The sequence below is a fragment of the Lysobacter dokdonensis DS-58 genome, from assembly GCF_000770795.1.
Taxonomy (GTDB): Bacteria; Pseudomonadota; Gammaproteobacteria; order Xanthomonadales; family Xanthomonadaceae; genus Noviluteimonas; species Noviluteimonas dokdonensis.
In genome coordinates, this window is record NZ_JRKJ01000023.1 from 179,638 (window position 1) to 195,550 (window position 15,913).

Sequence of the window (15,913 nt, forward strand, 5' to 3'; positions counted from 1 at the left end):
GCCCCCTCCCCGGTGATGTGGGGGGCGATCATAGCCTGCCGCTTTGGCCTACTGCCTGACCGGCGTGAACAACAGGTCCTGGTAGTCGAAGCTGAAGTCGGCGATGGGCGAAACGGCCTTCATGGTCACGCGGTCGACCTTGCCTTCGGCATCCAGGCCGAATGTGACGTACGCCGGTTCGATGTTCGGGTCGTCCCACACGGCGCGGAACGTGTCGTGCTGCGCGTGCTCGAGGCGCCCGACCATGCCGGGCGTGCGCGTGAAGTCGATGTGCAGGCCGCCCTTGCCGTTGGTGATCGCGATCGGCCCGTACCACGCGTCGTTGTAGCGGCCGGCGTATTGCGCGATCGGCAACGAGGCCTTGCCCGGCGACGCGCCGTTCGCCTTCGCGCCGGCATCCAGCGCGGCGACGCCGCCGGCGATGCGGTTGTCGGCGAACTCGTCGAACGCCGTCGCCCAATCGGTGTCGGGCGCGCCGAGGTAATGATCGACCAGTTCCATCGCGATGCCGCGCATCGCCTGGAAGTCCTCGGAGTTCATCTGCACCGCGATGCCCACGTTCTTCTCGGGAATCAGCACGACGTACGTCTGCACGCCGAACACCGCGCCGCCGTGGTCGATCAGCTTCGCGCCGCGGTAGTCGCGCACGCTCCAGCCGAGCGCGTACGCAGAGAACTTCGGCGAGAACGCCGCGAGCTTGCCCGGGTACTGGGCGGTGGGCGTGAGGATTGCGGGCGTCCACATCTGCTGCGACTGCGCCTCGGAGAACACCTTGACCTGCTTGCCGTTCGCGTCGGTCCACGTGCCATGGCCGAGCTGCACCTGCATCCAGTGCGCCATGTCGTTCGCGCTGGACGAAATGCCGCCCGCAGGCGCCGCGTTGTCGCCGAGTGTCTTGCGCTCGTCGAGCGGCGCCTGCTCGCCCATGCCGCGCACGCGTCCGCCGAGTCGCGCGTGCGGCCACGCGCGATTGGGGTTGGCGAACCGCGCGGACTGCTCCGTCACCGAACTGCTCATGCCCGCGGGCTTGAGAACGCGTTCGCGCACGAACACTTCCCACGTCTGCCCGCTGACTTCCTCGATCAACTGGCCTGCGACTGCGTACAGCAGGTTGTCGTACGCATAACCGCTGCGGAAACTCGTCGCCGGCTTGATGTAGCGCAGCGCGCGTACGGTGTCGGCTCGGCTGCGCGAGGAACTCGGCACGAACATCAGGTCGCCGGCGCCGAGGCCCAGGCCGCTGCGATGCACGAGCAGGTCGCGCACGGTCATCTCGTTGGTCACCCAAGGGTCGTACATGCGGAACCACGGCATGTGGTCGATGACCTTGTCGTCCCACTTCAGCTTGCCGTCGTCGACCAGCACGGCGAGCGCGGCGGTCGTGATCGCCTTGCCGGTGGAGCCGGTCGGGAAGATCGTGTCGGCATCCACGCGCTCGGGCGAACCGAGTTTGCGCACGCCGTAGCCCTTGGCGAAGTTCGGCTGGCCTTGTTCGACGATGGCGATCGCCATGCCGGGCACGCCGTGCGTGCGCATCGCGGTTTCGACTTGCGCGTCGAGATCGGCCGGCGTGGCGGCGAGGCTCGCGTTGCCGACCACCAGCATGGCGGCGGCCGCGAGCGCGGAACGGACGAGACGTCGGGACATCTGCGTTTCCTTCAGGAAGGGGTTGGAATCAGGATTGCGTCGCGGGCGTCGGTTGCGCGGCGCGATTGCGCAACCGCCACACACCGACCGTCAGCAACGGCAGGACGTAAACGACGAGGAACAGCCACGCCAGGCCGCGGTAGCCGCGCGCGATCAGGTCGACCAGGCCGAAGCGTGCCGCGATGAAGATCGAGCCGACCAGCAGCACGGCGGCGATGGAGAACCGCGCGACATGCGTGAGTTCGACACCGCGCGAGGTGCGCCACGTCGCGGCGATGCGTTCGTTCGCCGCGTGCACGCAGGCCGCGCCGCTTTCGAGCAGCGCGCTGAAGATCATCGCCTGGAACACGAAGTGGAAGACCGGCATGTCCAGTTGCCGCAACATGAAGTCGGACGGCAAGGCTTCGGCACCGATCGACGGGTACCAGGCGATCATGCAGATGAAGAACAGCAGGCCCGGCAACATCGCCAGCGGCCCTGCGATCACGCCTGCGACCACGGCATCGCGCCGGCTGAGGAAGTGGCGCGCCAACGGCAGGATCATCACCGCGCCGACGATGTTGTACCCGGCGTACGTCAGGCCGCCCGAGAGCCAACCGTCCGTGGGTACCGGCGTCGCGAACTGTTGGGTCGCCTGTCCGCCGAACTTCGTCAGCACGAACACGATCAGCAACACGTACACGCCGTACAGCAGGAACGAGACGTACTTGAAGAGCCGTTCGACCGAGGCGTTGCCGAACGCGGTGAACGCGCCGATCGCGAGCATCAACACCAGCGTGCCGGCGAGCGTCGGCCACCCGAACATCGCGTTGCCGATCGCGCCCGCCGCCGCGCCGAACACGGCGAGGATCAACACCATGAAGACCAGGTAGGCGATTTCGAAGACGATCGCGAACGGCCCCAGCAGTTGTGCGAAGAACGTGCGGTAGTCATAGCTGCGCGTGGCGTGCGCGAGTGCAAAGGTCAACGCGCACAACGCACTCCACGCCACCATCGCCACGACGATGGCCATGACGCCGCCCTGCGGGCCGCTCGGGATGAAGTATTCCGCCAGCTCGCGGCCTGTCGCGTAGCCGCCGCCGATCACCGCGGCCTTGAACGCCAGTCCGGGCATGATCCAGCGCTGGAAGCGCGAGTCGCTCACGACAGGCACGCGTCGACGAGTCGGTCGAACGCCTCGCCGCCACGCATCGGATCGGCGACCGGCAAGCCGAGGCGGTCGCTTTCCGATGCGATCACGCGTGCGGCTTCATCGGCATCGAGTTTGCCGGTGTTGAGGCTGATGCCCGCGCACCGGATGCGCGGCGACGTGCGCGAACCCAGGCGCAGTGCGAGTTCGATCGTGTCGCGCAGGCCCGGCACTGGATAGTCGGGATGGCCGAGCACGCGTTCGCGGCCCGGTTCGTGGCACACGACGATCACGTCGGGCTGGCTGCCATGCAGCAGCGCGAGCGACACGCCGGCATACGCAGGGTGGTGCAGCGCACCCTGTCCTTCCACCACGTCCCAATGCGCGGCGGGCGCATCGGGCGTGAGGAGCTCGGCGGCCCCGGCGGCGAAGTCGGCCACGACTGCATCCATCGGGATCCCGCCGCCGGCAATCAGGATGCCGGTCTGTCCCGTCGCGCGGAACGTCGCATCGACGCCCCGGGACTGGAACGCACGCGCGAGCGAGAGCGCGGTGTATTTCTTGCCGAGCGCGCAATCGGTGCCGATGGTCAGCAACCGTTTGCCCGTGCGGCGTTTGCCCGTGCCTACCGGAATGCCCTCGGGCGGAACGCGGACATCGATCAGGCGACGGCCCAGGCGCGCGGCGGTCTCGCGCAGCAGCGCGATGTCGCGCAAGCGGGCGTGCATTCCGGCGACGAGGTCGAGCCCGGATTCCAGGGCTTCGACCAGTGCCGCGATCCACGCAGGCGGGATGAACCCGCCTGCATTGGCGACGCCGATCACCATCGCCTGCGCGCCGGAGTTGCGGGCCTGCGCGGGCGAGAGGAACGGCAGGCCCGTCGTCACCGTGGCGCCCGGGAGCGAGAACTCGCCGATGCAGCGTTCGGGCGCCCAATCGCGCAACCCGAACGCCGTCTTGGCATAGCCCGGCTCGGTGGTGTCGCCGAGGAACAACAGGTACGGCTGCGGCAAAACGACGTTCATGCGGCGATCTTCCGTTCGAGGATCAGAAGCGGTAATCCACTTCGATCCCGAAGGTGCGCGGCATGATCGGCGTCGCCGACGTGTGGTGCGTCACGCCGGTGACCTGGTTGGTGACGTCGCCCATCGTCGAGTACGCACGTTCGTCGAACGCGTTCTTCATGTAACCGCGCACCGTCCAGTGCGCATTGGAGAACGACGCGTACAGGTCGAGCGCCTGGTAGCTGTCGATCACCAGGCCCGGCGTGAGTTCGGTGTCGAGGACCGTGCCGCCGAATTCGACGACCTGGCGCTGCGTCGTCGCCGTGGTGCGGTCGTCGACGAAGCGGTAGCCGCCGCCGACGTTCATGCCCCAGTCGCCGGAGAGTGGCAGGTAGTAGTCCGCCGTCGCCGACCACGTCAGGTCCGGCACGTACGGCATGCGGTCGCCCTTCAGGCCGGTGTTGATCAGCACGTTCGCGCCGCCGCCGGCGGGCACGGTGATCAGCGGGAAATCCTCGTCGATGTTCGCGTCGTTGTACGCGGCGTTGAGGCCCAGCGTCAGCCCGTCGACGGGACGGAACATCGCCGAGACCTCGAGGCCCTGGCTCGTCGCTTCGCCGCCGTTGACCAGGCCGCTGACGCCGTTGACCAGCGAGGCGACCTGGATGTCTTCCCAGTGGATCTGGTAGCCGACGACGTCGAGGAACACGCGGTTGTCGGCGAAGGCCGACTTCATGCCGAGCTCGTAGCTGGTGAGCGTCGAGGAATCGACCTGGGGCGGCAGGCCGTTGACGACGATGTTCGGGCCGCCGGGCTGGTAGCCGGTGGACACCTTGCCGTACACCATCACGTCCTCCGACACCTGGAACTGCGGCGTGATGCTCCACGTCACCACGTCTTCTTCCGACGTGTTGAACTCCGTGCCGATCGGCGCGAGCAGGCCGGCGACGACGTCCTGGGTGAATTCCTGTTCGTTGCGCGCCCAGCGCACGCCGGCACCGAGCTTGAACCACTCGTTGAACTTGTACGACGCGTTGCCGAACACCGCCGTTTCCTCGTACGTGCTCGGCAGATACAGATCACCGAGCGAGCCGACGAGCGAATTGAAGGGTTCGGGCAGCGGGCTGCCGTCGAACTGCGTCAGCGGCACGAACTGGTGGTTGTCGCCGCGCTCGTCGTCGTAGAACGCACCGACCAGCCACTCGAACGCGCCGTCGCCCTTCGAGCTGAGACGGAACTCCTGCGTGAACTGCTTCAGGCGCAGGTCGTTGGTGAGGTACGCGCTTCCGCCGGGCAGGCCGAACAGCGTGGTGTAGTCGCCGTAGGTGTAGGTCTGGTCGGTGGTGATCGAGGTGAACACGTCGCCGTAGCTGGTCGCCGAGACGAAGTTGGCGAAACCGAAGTCGTAGTCGACGGTGAGCGCGTAGTTCTCGATGTCCTTCTTGAACACTTCGTCGACGACGACGAAGTTGGCCAGGCCGTAGATGTCGTCGTGCGTTTCGGGCTGCAGCGCGATCACCGAATTGTTCGGGCTGTCGATCTTCTGCTTCATGATGGCGAACTGCACGCTCGCCTTGTCGTTGTGCCACAGGAACGAGGCGCGGCCGCTGTTCTGCTCGGAATCGTTGATGTCCTGCTGGCCCGTCACGAGGTTGTCGACGTAACCATTGGGCTGGTTGCTGGCGAAGCTGGCGCGCAGCGCGATGCTGTCCTGCGCGAGCACCAGGTTGCCGCCGATGCGCCAGTTGAGCGACGTGCCGTCGGCGCCCTGCGTATCGCCCACGCCCATGCCGACGCGGAATTCGTTCTGCGAGGTGTCGGGCTTCTTCATCACGTACTTGATCAGGCCGCCCATCGCGCCCGCGCCGTACAGCGTGCCCTGCGGGCCGCGCAGCACTTCGATGTTCTCGATGTCGTAGGGCAGCAGGTCGAGCGCGAACAGCGTGGCCTGCTGGTAGAGGCTGTTGGAACCGACCGGCGCTTCGTCGACATAGGTGCCGACGGTGGACCCGGGCGACAGTGCCGCGATGCCGCGCATCGACACCTGCGTCTGGCCCGGCGAACCCGAATCCTGCACCTGCAGGCCCGGCACGTAATTCGCGTAGTCGGACATCTGCGTGGCGTTGATGTTCTCGAGCTGCTGGTCGCTCAGCTTGGTCACGGCGGCGGCGACTTCGCGGATGTTCTCGGTGCGCTTGTTCGCGGTGACGGTGACGACGTCGAGCTCCTGCGCCGTGGCTGCAGGTTGCTGGTCGGCAGGCGCGGCGTCCTGCGCCATGGCCTGGCCGGCGAAGCCGAGCGCCAGCGTGATCGCGATGGCCGACGTGAGCGTGTGGCGGCGCATCGAGGCGGCGCGCGGATGGTGCTTGTGCATTCCCTATCTCCCCAGAAGGTGTGCTATGGCCTTATCAGGATGTAAGCATCCTGATCAGAAAACTGTCAACCGGATTTGGACGTGGATCGCGACCGCTCGTCGGACCCGCGCCCATTCATTGCTTCGGCGCGCACCACCGCCGGATGGAGCAGGCGCAACAGGACGCCCGCCAAGGCGGCGACGCCCGCCATCAGGGCGAAGAACGCCGCGTGCGCCATCGCGCTCCACAACGTGCCAAGCGCCCCGGCCAGCAGATTCCCGCCGAACGACGCGAAGTACCAGGCGGCGATCGATGTCGCGGCATATCCCGCCGGCGCCAACCGCGCGAACAGGCTCAGCCCGATCGGCAGGATGAACAACTCGCCCGCGGTGAACAGGACGAAGAACGCGGCGAGCCACACCCAGTGCGCATGGCCCTGCGCGCTCGCATCGACGAGCGCGAGCAACAGGAACGCGATGGACACGCCGAACGCGCCCATTGCCATCTTCTTCGCCGGCGCGGGTTCCTGGCCGCGATTGGCTTGCTTCGTCCACATCGCCACGAGCAGCGGCGTGAGGAAGATCACGAGGAAGGGATTGAGCGATTGGAACCACGTCATCGGAATGACGAAGCCGCCGGCGTTGCGATCCAGCCCGACGTCCGCCCACAGCGCGATCGTGTTGCCCGATTGTTCGTACGCGCCGCGGAACACCATGACGCACAGGCCCACCGCGATGAGCGTCAGCACGCGCTGCTTCATCGACGACAGCGGCATGCGATCGGCCGGTGCAAGGTCTTTCGCCTTCGGGCGCTCCGGCGGCAACCACCTGCCACCGAGCGTGTAGATGACCAGGCCCGCCAGCATGCCGACGCCCGCGGCGCCGAAACCGTAATGCCAGCCGTACAACTCGCCCAGCGTGCCGCAGACCAGCGGCGCGAGCAGCCCGCCGACATTGATGCCCACGTAGTAGAAGTTGTACGCCGAGCCGCGACGCGGATCGTCCTTCGCGTACAGATCGTCGATCTGGCTCGGCAGGCTCGGGAGGAACAACCCATTGCCCAGTGCGATCGCGGCCAGCGCGAAATACAAAAGCGATTCGGAGGCCATCAGGAAATGGCCGAACGACATCACCACCGCGCCGATGATCACCGAGCGCTTCCGCCCGAGCCAGCGGTCCGACACGATGCCGCCGAGGATGGGCGTGAAGTAGAACGTCGCGATGTACGCGCCGTACACCATCGACGCGTGCTGTTGCGAGAACAGCAACTGCTTCGTCATGTAATAGACGAGCAGCGTGCGCATGCCGTAGTAGGAGAAGATCTCCCACATCTGCGTGAAGAACAGGATCGCAAGGCCGGGCGGCTGCTTCAGCCACCCGGCGCCCGCGCTGCGCACGGCGATCGAATTCACAGCAGCACGTCCGGCGCGCCCCACACTGCCGCGGGGCAATCGACGAGGCCGTCGAAGTACACCACGCCCGGCGAGCGGTCACGCTGCAGGAAGATCGGGCCATCGAGGTCGACGATGTCGCAGAACTGGCCGAGCAGGAACGCCGGCGCCATCGCCAGGCTCGTGCCGACCATGTTGCCGACCATCACCTGCAGGCCGAGCTCGCGCGCGCGCCGGGCCATCATCAGGCCCTCGGTCAGGCCGCCGCATTTGTCCAGTTTGATGTTGCACACGTCGAACCAATGCGCGCGTTCCTCGAGTTCGACGAGCGAGAGGATCGATTCGTCCGCGGCGATCGGCACCGTGCGATCGATGCCGTCGAGTTCGCGTTCCATGCCACGGCGGCACGGTTGTTCGAGCAACGCGACCTTCGCATCGACCAGCGCGGGCAACAGGCGTTGCAGCGTGTTCGGCATGTAGCCCTGGTTGGCGTCGACGCCGATCCACGCATCGGGGCGCACCGCGCGCACCGCGTTCAGGCGCGCGATGTCGATCTCCACATCGCCGGTGAGCTTGAGCTTGATGGCCTTGGCGTGCGTGTAGCCCAGCGCCTTCTCCGCCATGACATCCGGATCGGCGGCGCCGACGGTGAACGTCGTCGTCAGCGGCCTGGGTTTTTCCATGCCCGCCAATTTCCACGCGGGAATGCCGGCGTTGCGCGCTTCGAGTTCCCACAGCGCGCAATCCAGTGCGTTGCGCGCGCCGCCGGGCGGCAGGATGTCGCGCAGTTCGTCGCGCGTGAGGCCCCCTTCGATGCGATCGCGCAACGATTCGAGCGTGCGGATCATGTCCGCCGGTTCGTCGCGCAGGTAGTAGACGCCCGAGGCCTCGCCGCGGCCGATGGAATGGCCCTGCTTGAGGTTGACGACGGTGACGGGCGAGGCCTCGAAGACATGCCCGGAGATGCGGAAGGGTTCGGACAGGCGCAGCAGTTCATTCCGCAGCACGAGCTCGACGCGGTCGGTCTGGATCACGAAAGAAGTTCCCGGAAAAAGGCGCGGCGCCCGAAGGCGCCGCGCGGGGGTCCGTCAGTAGTCGGCCGAGAAGCCGATGACGTGGCAAGCGAAACCGAGGAAGAGCAGCGAGCAGAACGCGGCGGCGAGCACGATGGCCCACAGCTTCGCCCACTTGCGGCGCTGGCTGGTGAGGACCTTCCACGCATTCCACAACGACACGATGGCGCCGATCGGCAACACGATCGACACGAGCGAGCGCAACGCGACCACCGTGCCGTCCTGCGCGGGCGTCATCAGGTCGAAGTTCGACAACATCGCCACGACCAGGCCGAGCATGCCGCCCATCGCCAGCAGCACCACGAGGCTGGCGATGCGGATGATGCGATGCGCGCGCGCATCCTGGCCGGCCAGCGCGTAACGCATGCCGTAGTGGCGGCGCACCATCGCCGAGACCGGCCAGGCGAGCACGGTGAGCAGCAACGCGACCAGGCTGCCGAACAGCATCGTCAGGAACACCGGCGGCGTCTGCCAGAACGCGGCGCGCTGGAACACCATAATCGAGGCGTACGGTTCGGCGCTGAAGCGCGTGACCTTGCCATCGACCACGTCGGCCGCGAGGCGGTCGCCGCTGTTGGTGTCCTGCCACACGAACGGGCTGACTTCGCGCCACTTCTTCGGCGCGCCGCTGTAGGCGGCGAACATCGGGACGCTGATGGTGCCGTCTTCGTTGGCGGTGACCTTGGTCTGGCCCAGCATGTAGACCAGGTTCATGAAGTTCGAATCGGCGCGGCGGCTGCTGTTGTAGGTGCCGGCGATCAGCGCGGCGTGCTGCTTGGCAGTGGCGGCGTCGACACCCGCGGCCTGCGCCAGCGGATTCTTCGGCGGCAGGTAGCGATTGACGAACGCGGTGACCAGGCCATCGCGGATCAGGCGCGCGCTGCCTTCCTTGCCCGAGCTGTTCGTCGACACATAGATGCCGACGTTGTCGTCGAGGAACAACTGCAGGTCGCTGTGGAACCACTGCGTGTCGCCGCCGTGCGCGATGGCGCGGTGGCCGTTGGCGGTGGTTTCGTAGAAGCCCAGCATCATCTTGTTGAGCGGGCCGACCGACGTCTGGCCGGTGCCGTGCATTTCACGCGCGGTGTCGGCACGCAGGATGCGCTGGCCGTTGAACTCGCCATCCTGCAGGTGGGCGATCATGAAGTTCGCCATGTCCGTGCTGGTCGAAGCCAGGCTGCCGGCGGGCGCCAGGTTGATGTACTCGTAGGGCTTCTCCTTGCCGTCGGACGCGGAGACATAGCCCTTCGACGTCATCGCGAGCAGGTCCTTCTGGACCGGCTGGCGGAACGTGGAGTGCTTCATGTCCAGCGGCGTGAAGATGTGCCGTTCGATGTACTGGTCGAATTGCTCGCCCGACACGCGCTGCACGATGTAACCGGCGATCGCGGTGGCGTAGTTCGAATACGCCGGCGTCGTGCCCGGCGCGTAGATGCGCTCCGGGATCCAGTGCTTGAGCGTGGCGTCGAGCGGCAGGATCTCGCTCTCGTTGTTGGCGATCAGCCCACGGATCACCTCTTCCATGCCGGTCGTGTGCGTCATGATGTTGCGCAACGTGACCGGCTTGCCTTCGTACGGCGGGATCTTGAAATCGATGTACTGGTTGACGTCGGCGTCGAGGTCGACCTTGCCCTGCTCGACGAGCTGCATCACCGCCGTCCACGTGAACAGCTTGGAGATCGAACCCGGGCGGAACAGCGTCTTGTCGGCATCGACCGGCGTGCGCTTGGCCAGGTCGGCGAACCCGTACCCCTTGTTGAGCAGGATCTTGCCGTCCTTCACCACGACGACGACGGAGCCCACCACGTCGGTCTGCTCCAGCGCGTACGGCATGAAGCCGTCGAGCCAGGCTTCGACATCGGCCTGCGTCATCCGGTCGGTCGGGCCCGGCATCGCATCGGACGGCGGGGGCGCGGCGGACGTCGCGGGCGCCTGCATGGTGGGCGGCACGTTCACCGGCGCCTGCTGCGCGGCCGCGGTGAACGCGACGCCGAGCGCCAACAAGGCGGTGAACAACGGACGTTGGATCAAACGCATCTTTTCCTCTCCCCAGGGGTGATCTCGAATGGCCACCGCGCCCCCGCGATTTGGCCGTTAAGGAGAATAACCGTCCTGATCAGAGAATTGTCAACCTACTTTGGTCATTTCCGCCTAGAATCCTCTCCAGTAACGTAGGTCCGCCCCCATTCACCGGGGTCGGCCCTGGGGCACGGGCCCACCACGAGCAACGGAATTCGCATGACACGGCAGCACCCGACCATCGGCGCCCTCCTCCGCGGCCTGCGCACGCGCAACGACTGGACGCTCAAGGAGATGAGCCAGCGCTGCGGCATCCCGCTGTCCACGCTGTCGAAGGTCGAACACGACCGCCTCAGCCTCACCTACGACAAGTTGCTGCAGATCAGCCAGCGGTTGAACCTGCGCATGTCGGAATTGTTCGCCGAGGAAACCGCGGCGCCGGAACCGGCGGTCACCGCGCGTCGCAGCATCGGCCGCATCGACGACGCGGTGCGCGTCACCACGCCGAACTACGACTACTTCTACCTGTGCCCCGAATTGCGCCGCAAGCGCATGATCCCGGTGCTCACGCGCGTGCGTGCCAAGAGCATCGAAGAGTTCGGCGAACTCGTGCGACACCCCGGCGAGGAATACATCCACGTCATCGAAGGCCGCGCCGAAGTGCACACCGAGTTCTACGACCCGATCGTGCTCGAGGCCGGCGAAGCGGTGTACATCGACTCGAACATGGGCCACGCGTACATCGCCGCGGAAGGCTGCGAGGAAGTCCTGTTGCTCGGCGTGTGCTCGAGCGCCGACGAGCAGATGATGGAATCGATGATGCACATGCACGACGAGATGTCGGGCAAGCTTGTCGCGGTGAAGTAAGCGCTACGCCTATCGCGCGTCATGTCTTCGCGGTGGGATCGCCGAATTCGTCGTTCAATCCGATCGCGGCGATCACCAGTTGCTTCGCCTTCGCGGCGGTGAGTGTGTCGCCTTCGCGCAGATCGATCGTCGCCAATTCGTACTTGCCGTTGCCCTTGAGCCGCTCGTCCATTTCGCGCATGCGTTTGCCGCGCCAGAAACCGAACAACACGCGTTCGTCTTCCGCGCGGATCAACAACACCGGGCCGTTGTGGAAGTAGACGAGGTGCCCCCACTTGATGCGCTCTTCGAGCGCGCCCGCGGAGCGCGTGGCGTTGCGCAGGCGTTCGACGAGCGGCTTGCGCCAGCCGTCGAGTTCGGCGAGGTAGGCCTCGGGCGATGCAGCGGGGATCGACTTCTTCATGGCCATGCGGCACCTCGAAGACGGAGCGTCTAGAACTTCTCACCCACCGGGAAATAGCGCCACGTTCCCGGCGGCATCTTGCCAAGCGGTACCTTGCCGATACGGATGCGACGAATCGCCACCACGCCGAGGCCCACCTGCGCGCACATGTCGCGCAGTTGCCCCGGCTCGGCGCCCTTGATCGCGAAGCGCAGGCGGATCTCGTTCTGCCAACTGACCTTGCAGGGCGGCAGTTCGCGCCGGCGATAGCGCAGTCCGTGGTTCAGTCGTTGCAGACCCCACGGACGGATTTCACCGGACACCTCGACGATGTACTCGTGCTCGATCGATTCGGCGTCTTCCGTCAGGCGACGCCAGCAGCGCCCGTCCTGCGTGAGGACCATCAGGCCGCTGTCTTCCCGGTCGAGCGGCACCAGTGGCGTGAGCCGTACGAAATGCATGTCCTGCGGGTCGATGCCCGTGGCGTCGCCTTCCCAGCGCGCGTCCGGCGTGACCAGCGCGCGTGCAGGCCTGCTGCCCTCGATCGCGTCGAAGCCGACGGGCTTGTGCAGCAGGATCGTGGTGGGTTCGGGTGCGGTCATGCCGGGAGTGTAATGGGCCCACCAGGACTCGAACCTGGAACCAAAGGATTATGAGTCCTCTGCTCTAACCATTGAGCTATGGGCCCGTCGCTTGCGCGCGCATCTTAGCGAACTGCCACAACGGGCACGCGCCCCCTCGTCCGCTGGCCGCTTACACTGCGCGCTCATTCATCGCATCGGGGTCGCGCGTGCGCAAGGGAATTCGAGTCGGCACATGGATGTCGGCGATGGCATTGGCCATCGCATCGACCGCGATGGCGCAGGAGGCGAAGGTCGATCGCCCCGGGTATTCACTGCAGGTCGCGCGGCAGGGCGATGCGCCGGTCGCCATCGTGTTCGAGTCGGGCTTCGGCCAGGGCGCGGGCGTGTGGCAGGGCGTCGTCGACGAACTCGGCGCGACGTGCGGTTGCGTGGCGTATTCGCGCGCGGGGCTCGGCAAGTCCGGCACCGACGGCAAACCCAAGACGATCGAAGCGCACCTGCAGGATCTCGGCGCGGTGATCGACGCGCAGGCGAAGGGCCGCAAGGTCGTGCTCGTGGGTCATTCGTACGGCGGCCTGCTCGTCACCGAATACGCGCGCCTGCATCCCGAACGCGTGCAGGGCCTGGTGCTCGTCGATCCGGCCACGATGGGCCAGCGCGTCGCGTTCAAGCAGGCGGATGCCGCGCGCGTGGCGGCCGACGACAAAGCGCTGCTGTCGATGTTGCCGCCGAAGCTCGCGGAGGATTACACGTTGCTCGTCACGCAGCTCGACGAACCGGCCAACGCGACGCCGCACGCGCAACCCGACGTGCCGGTCGCGTTGCTGACGTCGACACAGGTCGTCACCGAACCGTTCGTCTTCGAGGAGACCGCAGCCGGCAAGGCGCTGTGGAAGCAGCAGCATGCGCAACTGTTCGCCACTTACGCGCGCGGCGAGCATCTGTATTTCCGGACCGGGCACAACATCCACCGCGAAGACCCGAAGGCGGTCGCCGATGCGATTCGCGTGATCCTCGCGGACGCGAAGTCCACGGAGGACTGACGTTCGGCGCTGCAAAGCAGAAGCCCCGCTTTCGCGGGGCTTTTGCTTGTTGCATCAATCGATGTCGAGGAAGCTGCGGAGCTGTTCGCTCCGACTGGGGTGGCGCAGCTTGCGCAACGCCTTGGCTTCGATCTGGCGGATGCGCTCGCGCGTGACGTCGAACTGCTTGCCGACCTCTTCCAACGTGTGGTCGGTATTCATGTCGATGCCGAAGCGCATGCGCAGCACCTTCGCTTCCCTCGGGGTCAGGCCCGCGAGGACGTCGCGCACCGTTTCCGACAGGTTGATGTTGGTGGTGCTCTCGATCGGGGACTCCACGTTGGTGTCCTCGATGAAATCGCCCAGGTGCGAATCCTCGTCGTCGCCGATCGGCGTCTCCATGGAGATCGGTTCCTTCGCGATCTTCATGACCTTGCGGATCTTGTCCTCGGGCATGTCCATTTCCTTCGCCAGCTCCTCCGGCGTGGCCTCGCGGCCGAACTGCTGGAGCATCTGGCGGGAAATGCGGTTGAGCTTGTTGATCGTCTCGATCATGTGCACCGGAATGCGGATGGTGCGCGCCTGGTCGGCGATCGAGCGCGTGATGGCCTGGCGGATCCACCAAGTGGCGTAGGTCGAGAACTTGTAGCCGCGGCGGTATTCGAACTTGTCGACCGCTTTCATCAGGCCGATGTTGCCTTCCTGGATGAGGTCGAGGAACTGCAGGCCGCGGTTGGTGTACTTCTTGGCGATGGAGATGACGAGGCGCAGGTTGGCCTCGACCATTTCCTTCTTCGCCTTGCGGGCCTTGGCTTCGCCGTAGGCCATCGCGCGCGAGATTTCCTTGATGTCCGGCAGGGTCAGGTACAACGCCTGCTCCACCGCGATGGTGGCTTCCTGCTCGGCGATGATCTGGTCCTTGACGTCGCGCAGGCCCGACGACCACTTCTGCTTGCGCTTGAGCACGTCGTCGACCCAACCCAGGTTGGTCTGGTTGCCTTCCCATGCGCGCAGGAAATCCTTGCGCGGCATGCGCGCAACGCGCGTGGCCAGGTCGAGGATGCGGCGCTCGTGGTCCTTGATCTCGCCCACGACGTCGCGCAGCTTGCGCACCAGCGTGTCGGTCAGCGGCAGCGGCAGCTTGAGCGTCATGAAGATCTCGGCCATCTCCTCGCGGAGCTTGGCGACCGGCTTCGCGGTCGGGCCGTTCTTCTGGTAGGACTTCTGGAACTTCTGGTACAGCGCGCCCATGGCGTCCATGCGGCGCAGCACCTCGGCCGGATCCGGACCCGTCGGGCCGGTTTCCTCGGCGGCGTCGTCGCCGTCGGCGGCTTCTTCCTCTTCCTCGACTTCGGCGTTCTCGTCGATCTCGGCGACCGGGATGACCTCGGGCGCGGGTTCTTCGACGTCGTTGAAGCCCGCGACGATTTCCGCCAGGCGCTTCTTGCCGGCCTTGTGCAGGTCGTATTCCTCCAGCAGCAGCTGGATGGACCACGGGAAGCTCGCCAGTGCCGAGAGCATCTGGTTGAGGCCTTCCTCGATGCGCTTGGCGATGGCGATTTCGCCTTCGCGCGTGAGCAGTTCGACCGTGCCCATCTCGCGCATGTACATGCGCACCGGGTCGGTCGTGCGGCCGCCTTCGGAATCCAGCGCGGTCAGCGCGGCCGCGGCTTCTTCGGCAGCGGTGTCGTCGACTTCGCGGCCGCCGCCGGAGGCGCCGGCGAGCAGGAGGGTTTCAGCGTCGGGTGCGACTTCGTGCACCTCGATGCCCATGCCGTTGATCATGCCGATGATGTCTTCGATCTGTTCGGGATCGACGACGTCGTCGGGCAGGTGATCGTTGACTTCGGCGTAGGTCAGGTAACCCTGTTCCAGGCCCTTGCTGATCAGCTGCTTGATGTCGGACTGGGGGGCCTGGCGTTCGGTTGCCATGTGGTGCGCCACCGTTTGATGAGGGTCGGAGGGAACCCGGCATTATACCCGCCGGGGGTGATGATCAGGGTCGGAGGAGGAAGGTGACCGGCCCGTCATTGACAAGACGAACGGTCATATGGGCCCGGAACCGGCCTGTTTCCACCCTTCCCGCATGCCGTTGCCGGCAGGCTTCGACCAATTTGTTGAATCCGGGTTCAGCGATCCCGGGCGGGGCGGCGGTGCTGAAGCTGGGGCGCATGCCGGACTGCGTTTCCGCGGCCAGGGTGAACTGGCTCACGAGCAACAGCCCGCCCCCCGTGTCCTTCAGCCCGAGGTTCATCTTGCCCTGCGCGTCCTCGAAGACCCGGTAGCCCAGGAGGCGCTCGGCCATGCGCGCGATCTGCGCATCGGTATCGCCCGGCTCCATGCCGACGAAGGCGAGCAGGCCGGCGTCGATGGCGCCGACGGTGTCGCCGTCGACCACCACGCTGGCTTCGGTGACACGCTGGATCAGGGCGAGCATGGCGG

General features: G+C 66.1%; 13 protein-coding genes and 1 tRNA gene. 2 read left to right on the top strand and 12 right to left on the bottom strand.

Annotated features, from left to right (window positions below; translation table 11 throughout):
• Positions 1 to 48: 48 nt before the first annotated feature.
• The 7 genes from LF41_RS15010 to LF41_RS15040 all read right to left on the bottom strand — a co-directional run bounded on the left by LF41_RS15010 (position 49) and on the right by LF41_RS15040 (position 10,634).
• Positions 49 to 1,647: a serine hydrolase gene (locus LF41_RS15010; protein ID WP_036171490.1), complete on the bottom strand. Its 1,599-nt coding sequence runs from the start codon at positions 1,645 to 1,647 to the stop codon at positions 49 to 51.
• Between the two features lie 28 nt (positions 1,648 to 1,675).
• Positions 1,676 to 2,791, bottom strand: coding sequence for a YkvI family membrane protein (locus tag LF41_RS15015; protein WP_237577807.1), 1,116 nt, complete (start codon positions 2,789 to 2,791; stop codon positions 1,676 to 1,678).
• Positions 2,788 to 3,801 carry an N-acetyltransferase DgcN family protein gene (locus tag LF41_RS15020; RefSeq protein ID WP_036171494.1) on the bottom strand — a complete coding sequence of 338 codons (1,014 nt, stop codon included), beginning with the start codon at positions 3,799 to 3,801 and terminating at the stop codon, positions 2,788 to 2,790. The genes LF41_RS15015 and LF41_RS15020 overlap by 4 nt, the downstream gene beginning before the upstream one ends.
• Before the next feature lie 22 nt (positions 3,802 to 3,823).
• Complete coding sequence (locus LF41_RS15025; protein WP_036171496.1) at positions 3,824 to 6,154, bottom strand: TonB-dependent receptor; 2,331 nt, start codon at positions 6,152 to 6,154, stop codon at positions 3,824 to 3,826.
• A gap of 65 nt (positions 6,155 to 6,219) precedes the next feature.
• Positions 6,220 to 7,545: a peptide MFS transporter gene (locus tag LF41_RS15030; protein WP_237577809.1), complete on the bottom strand. Its 1,326-nt coding sequence runs from the start codon at positions 7,543 to 7,545 to the stop codon at positions 6,220 to 6,222.
• Positions 7,542 to 8,558: a dipeptide epimerase gene (locus tag LF41_RS15035; protein WP_052116503.1), complete on the bottom strand. Its 1,017-nt coding sequence runs from the start codon at positions 8,556 to 8,558 to the stop codon at positions 7,542 to 7,544. Before LF41_RS15035 ends, LF41_RS15030 begins: the two co-directional genes overlap by 4 nt.
• Positions 8,559 to 8,612: 54 nt before the next feature.
• A complete protein-coding gene (locus LF41_RS15040; protein WP_036171498.1) occupies positions 8,613 to 10,634 on the bottom strand; it encodes a serine hydrolase domain-containing protein in 2,022 nt (673 codons plus the stop codon).
• A 201-nt stretch (positions 10,635 to 10,835) separates the two neighbouring features.
• On the opposite strand from LF41_RS15040, the gene LF41_RS15045 reads away from it, so the two are divergent.
• A complete protein-coding gene (locus LF41_RS15045) occupies positions 10,836 to 11,483 on the top strand; it encodes a helix-turn-helix domain-containing protein (RefSeq protein ID WP_036171500.1) in 648 nt (215 codons plus the stop codon).
• A 19-nt stretch (positions 11,484 to 11,502) separates the two neighbouring features.
• On the opposite strand, the gene LF41_RS15050 is transcribed toward LF41_RS15045, so the two are convergent.
• The 3 genes from LF41_RS15050 to LF41_RS15060 form a co-directional block, all read right to left on the bottom strand.
• Positions 11,503 to 11,892 (bottom strand): DUF1801 domain-containing protein, encoded by a 390-nt coding sequence (locus tag LF41_RS15050; RefSeq protein WP_152600047.1) that lies wholly within the window; start codon positions 11,890 to 11,892, stop codon positions 11,503 to 11,505.
• A 23-nt stretch (positions 11,893 to 11,915) separates the two neighbouring features.
• Positions 11,916 to 12,467, bottom strand: a complete 552-nt coding sequence (locus tag LF41_RS15055; RefSeq protein WP_036171502.1) for a pseudouridine synthase family protein — start codon at positions 12,465 to 12,467, stop codon at positions 11,916 to 11,918.
• A 13-nt stretch (positions 12,468 to 12,480) separates the two neighbouring features.
• Positions 12,481 to 12,553: transfer RNA gene (locus LF41_RS15060), tRNA-Ile, on the bottom strand.
• Positions 12,554 to 12,694: 141 nt separating this feature from the next.
• On the opposite strand from LF41_RS15060, the gene LF41_RS15065 reads away from it, so the two are divergent.
• Positions 12,695 to 13,492, top strand: coding sequence for an alpha/beta fold hydrolase (locus tag LF41_RS15065; RefSeq protein WP_237577818.1), 798 nt, complete (start codon positions 12,695 to 12,697; stop codon positions 13,490 to 13,492).
• A 54-nt stretch (positions 13,493 to 13,546) separates the two neighbouring features.
• Here the strand turns inward: LF41_RS15065 and rpoD are convergent, their stop codons facing one another.
• Entirely contained in the window at positions 13,547 to 15,403 is a 1,857-nt protein-coding gene (gene rpoD, locus LF41_RS15070) for an RNA polymerase sigma factor RpoD (RefSeq protein ID WP_036171507.1), read from the bottom strand.
• A 64-nt stretch (positions 15,404 to 15,467) separates the two neighbouring features.
• Complete coding sequence (gene dtd, locus LF41_RS15075; protein WP_036171509.1) at positions 15,468 to 15,908, bottom strand: D-aminoacyl-tRNA deacylase; 441 nt, start codon at positions 15,906 to 15,908, stop codon at positions 15,468 to 15,470.
• Between the last annotated feature and the right edge of the window lie 5 nt (positions 15,909 to 15,913).

Coding starts and splice junctions, on each gene's coding strand:
- dtd (WP_036171509.1), bottom strand. CDS start 15,908: ATGCTCGCCCTGATCCAGCGTGTCACCGAAGCCAGCGTGGTGGTCGAC.
- LF41_RS15040 (WP_036171498.1), bottom strand. CDS start 10,634: ATGCGTTTGATCCAACGTCCGTTGTTCACCGCCTTGTTGGCGCTCGGC.
- LF41_RS15010 (WP_036171490.1), bottom strand. CDS start 1,647: ATGTCCCGACGTCTCGTCCGTTCCGCGCTCGCGGCCGCCGCCATGCTG.
- rpoD (WP_036171507.1), bottom strand. CDS start 15,403: ATGGCAACCGAACGCCAGGCCCCCCAGTCCGACATCAAGCAGCTGATC.
- LF41_RS15065 (WP_237577818.1), top strand. CDS start 12,695: ATGGCATTGGCCATCGCATCGACCGCGATGGCGCAGGAGGCGAAGGTC.
- LF41_RS15025 (WP_036171496.1), bottom strand. CDS start 6,154: ATGCACAAGCACCATCCGCGCGCCGCCTCGATGCGCCGCCACACGCTC.
- LF41_RS15045 (WP_036171500.1), top strand. CDS start 10,836: ATGACACGGCAGCACCCGACCATCGGCGCCCTCCTCCGCGGCCTGCGC.
- LF41_RS15020 (WP_036171494.1), bottom strand. CDS start 3,801: ATGAACGTCGTTTTGCCGCAGCCGTACCTGTTGTTCCTCGGCGACACC.
- LF41_RS15050 (WP_152600047.1), bottom strand. CDS start 11,892: ATGGCCATGAAGAAGTCGATCCCCGCTGCATCGCCCGAGGCCTACCTC.
- LF41_RS15055 (WP_036171502.1), bottom strand. CDS start 12,467: ATGACCGCACCCGAACCCACCACGATCCTGCTGCACAAGCCCGTCGGC.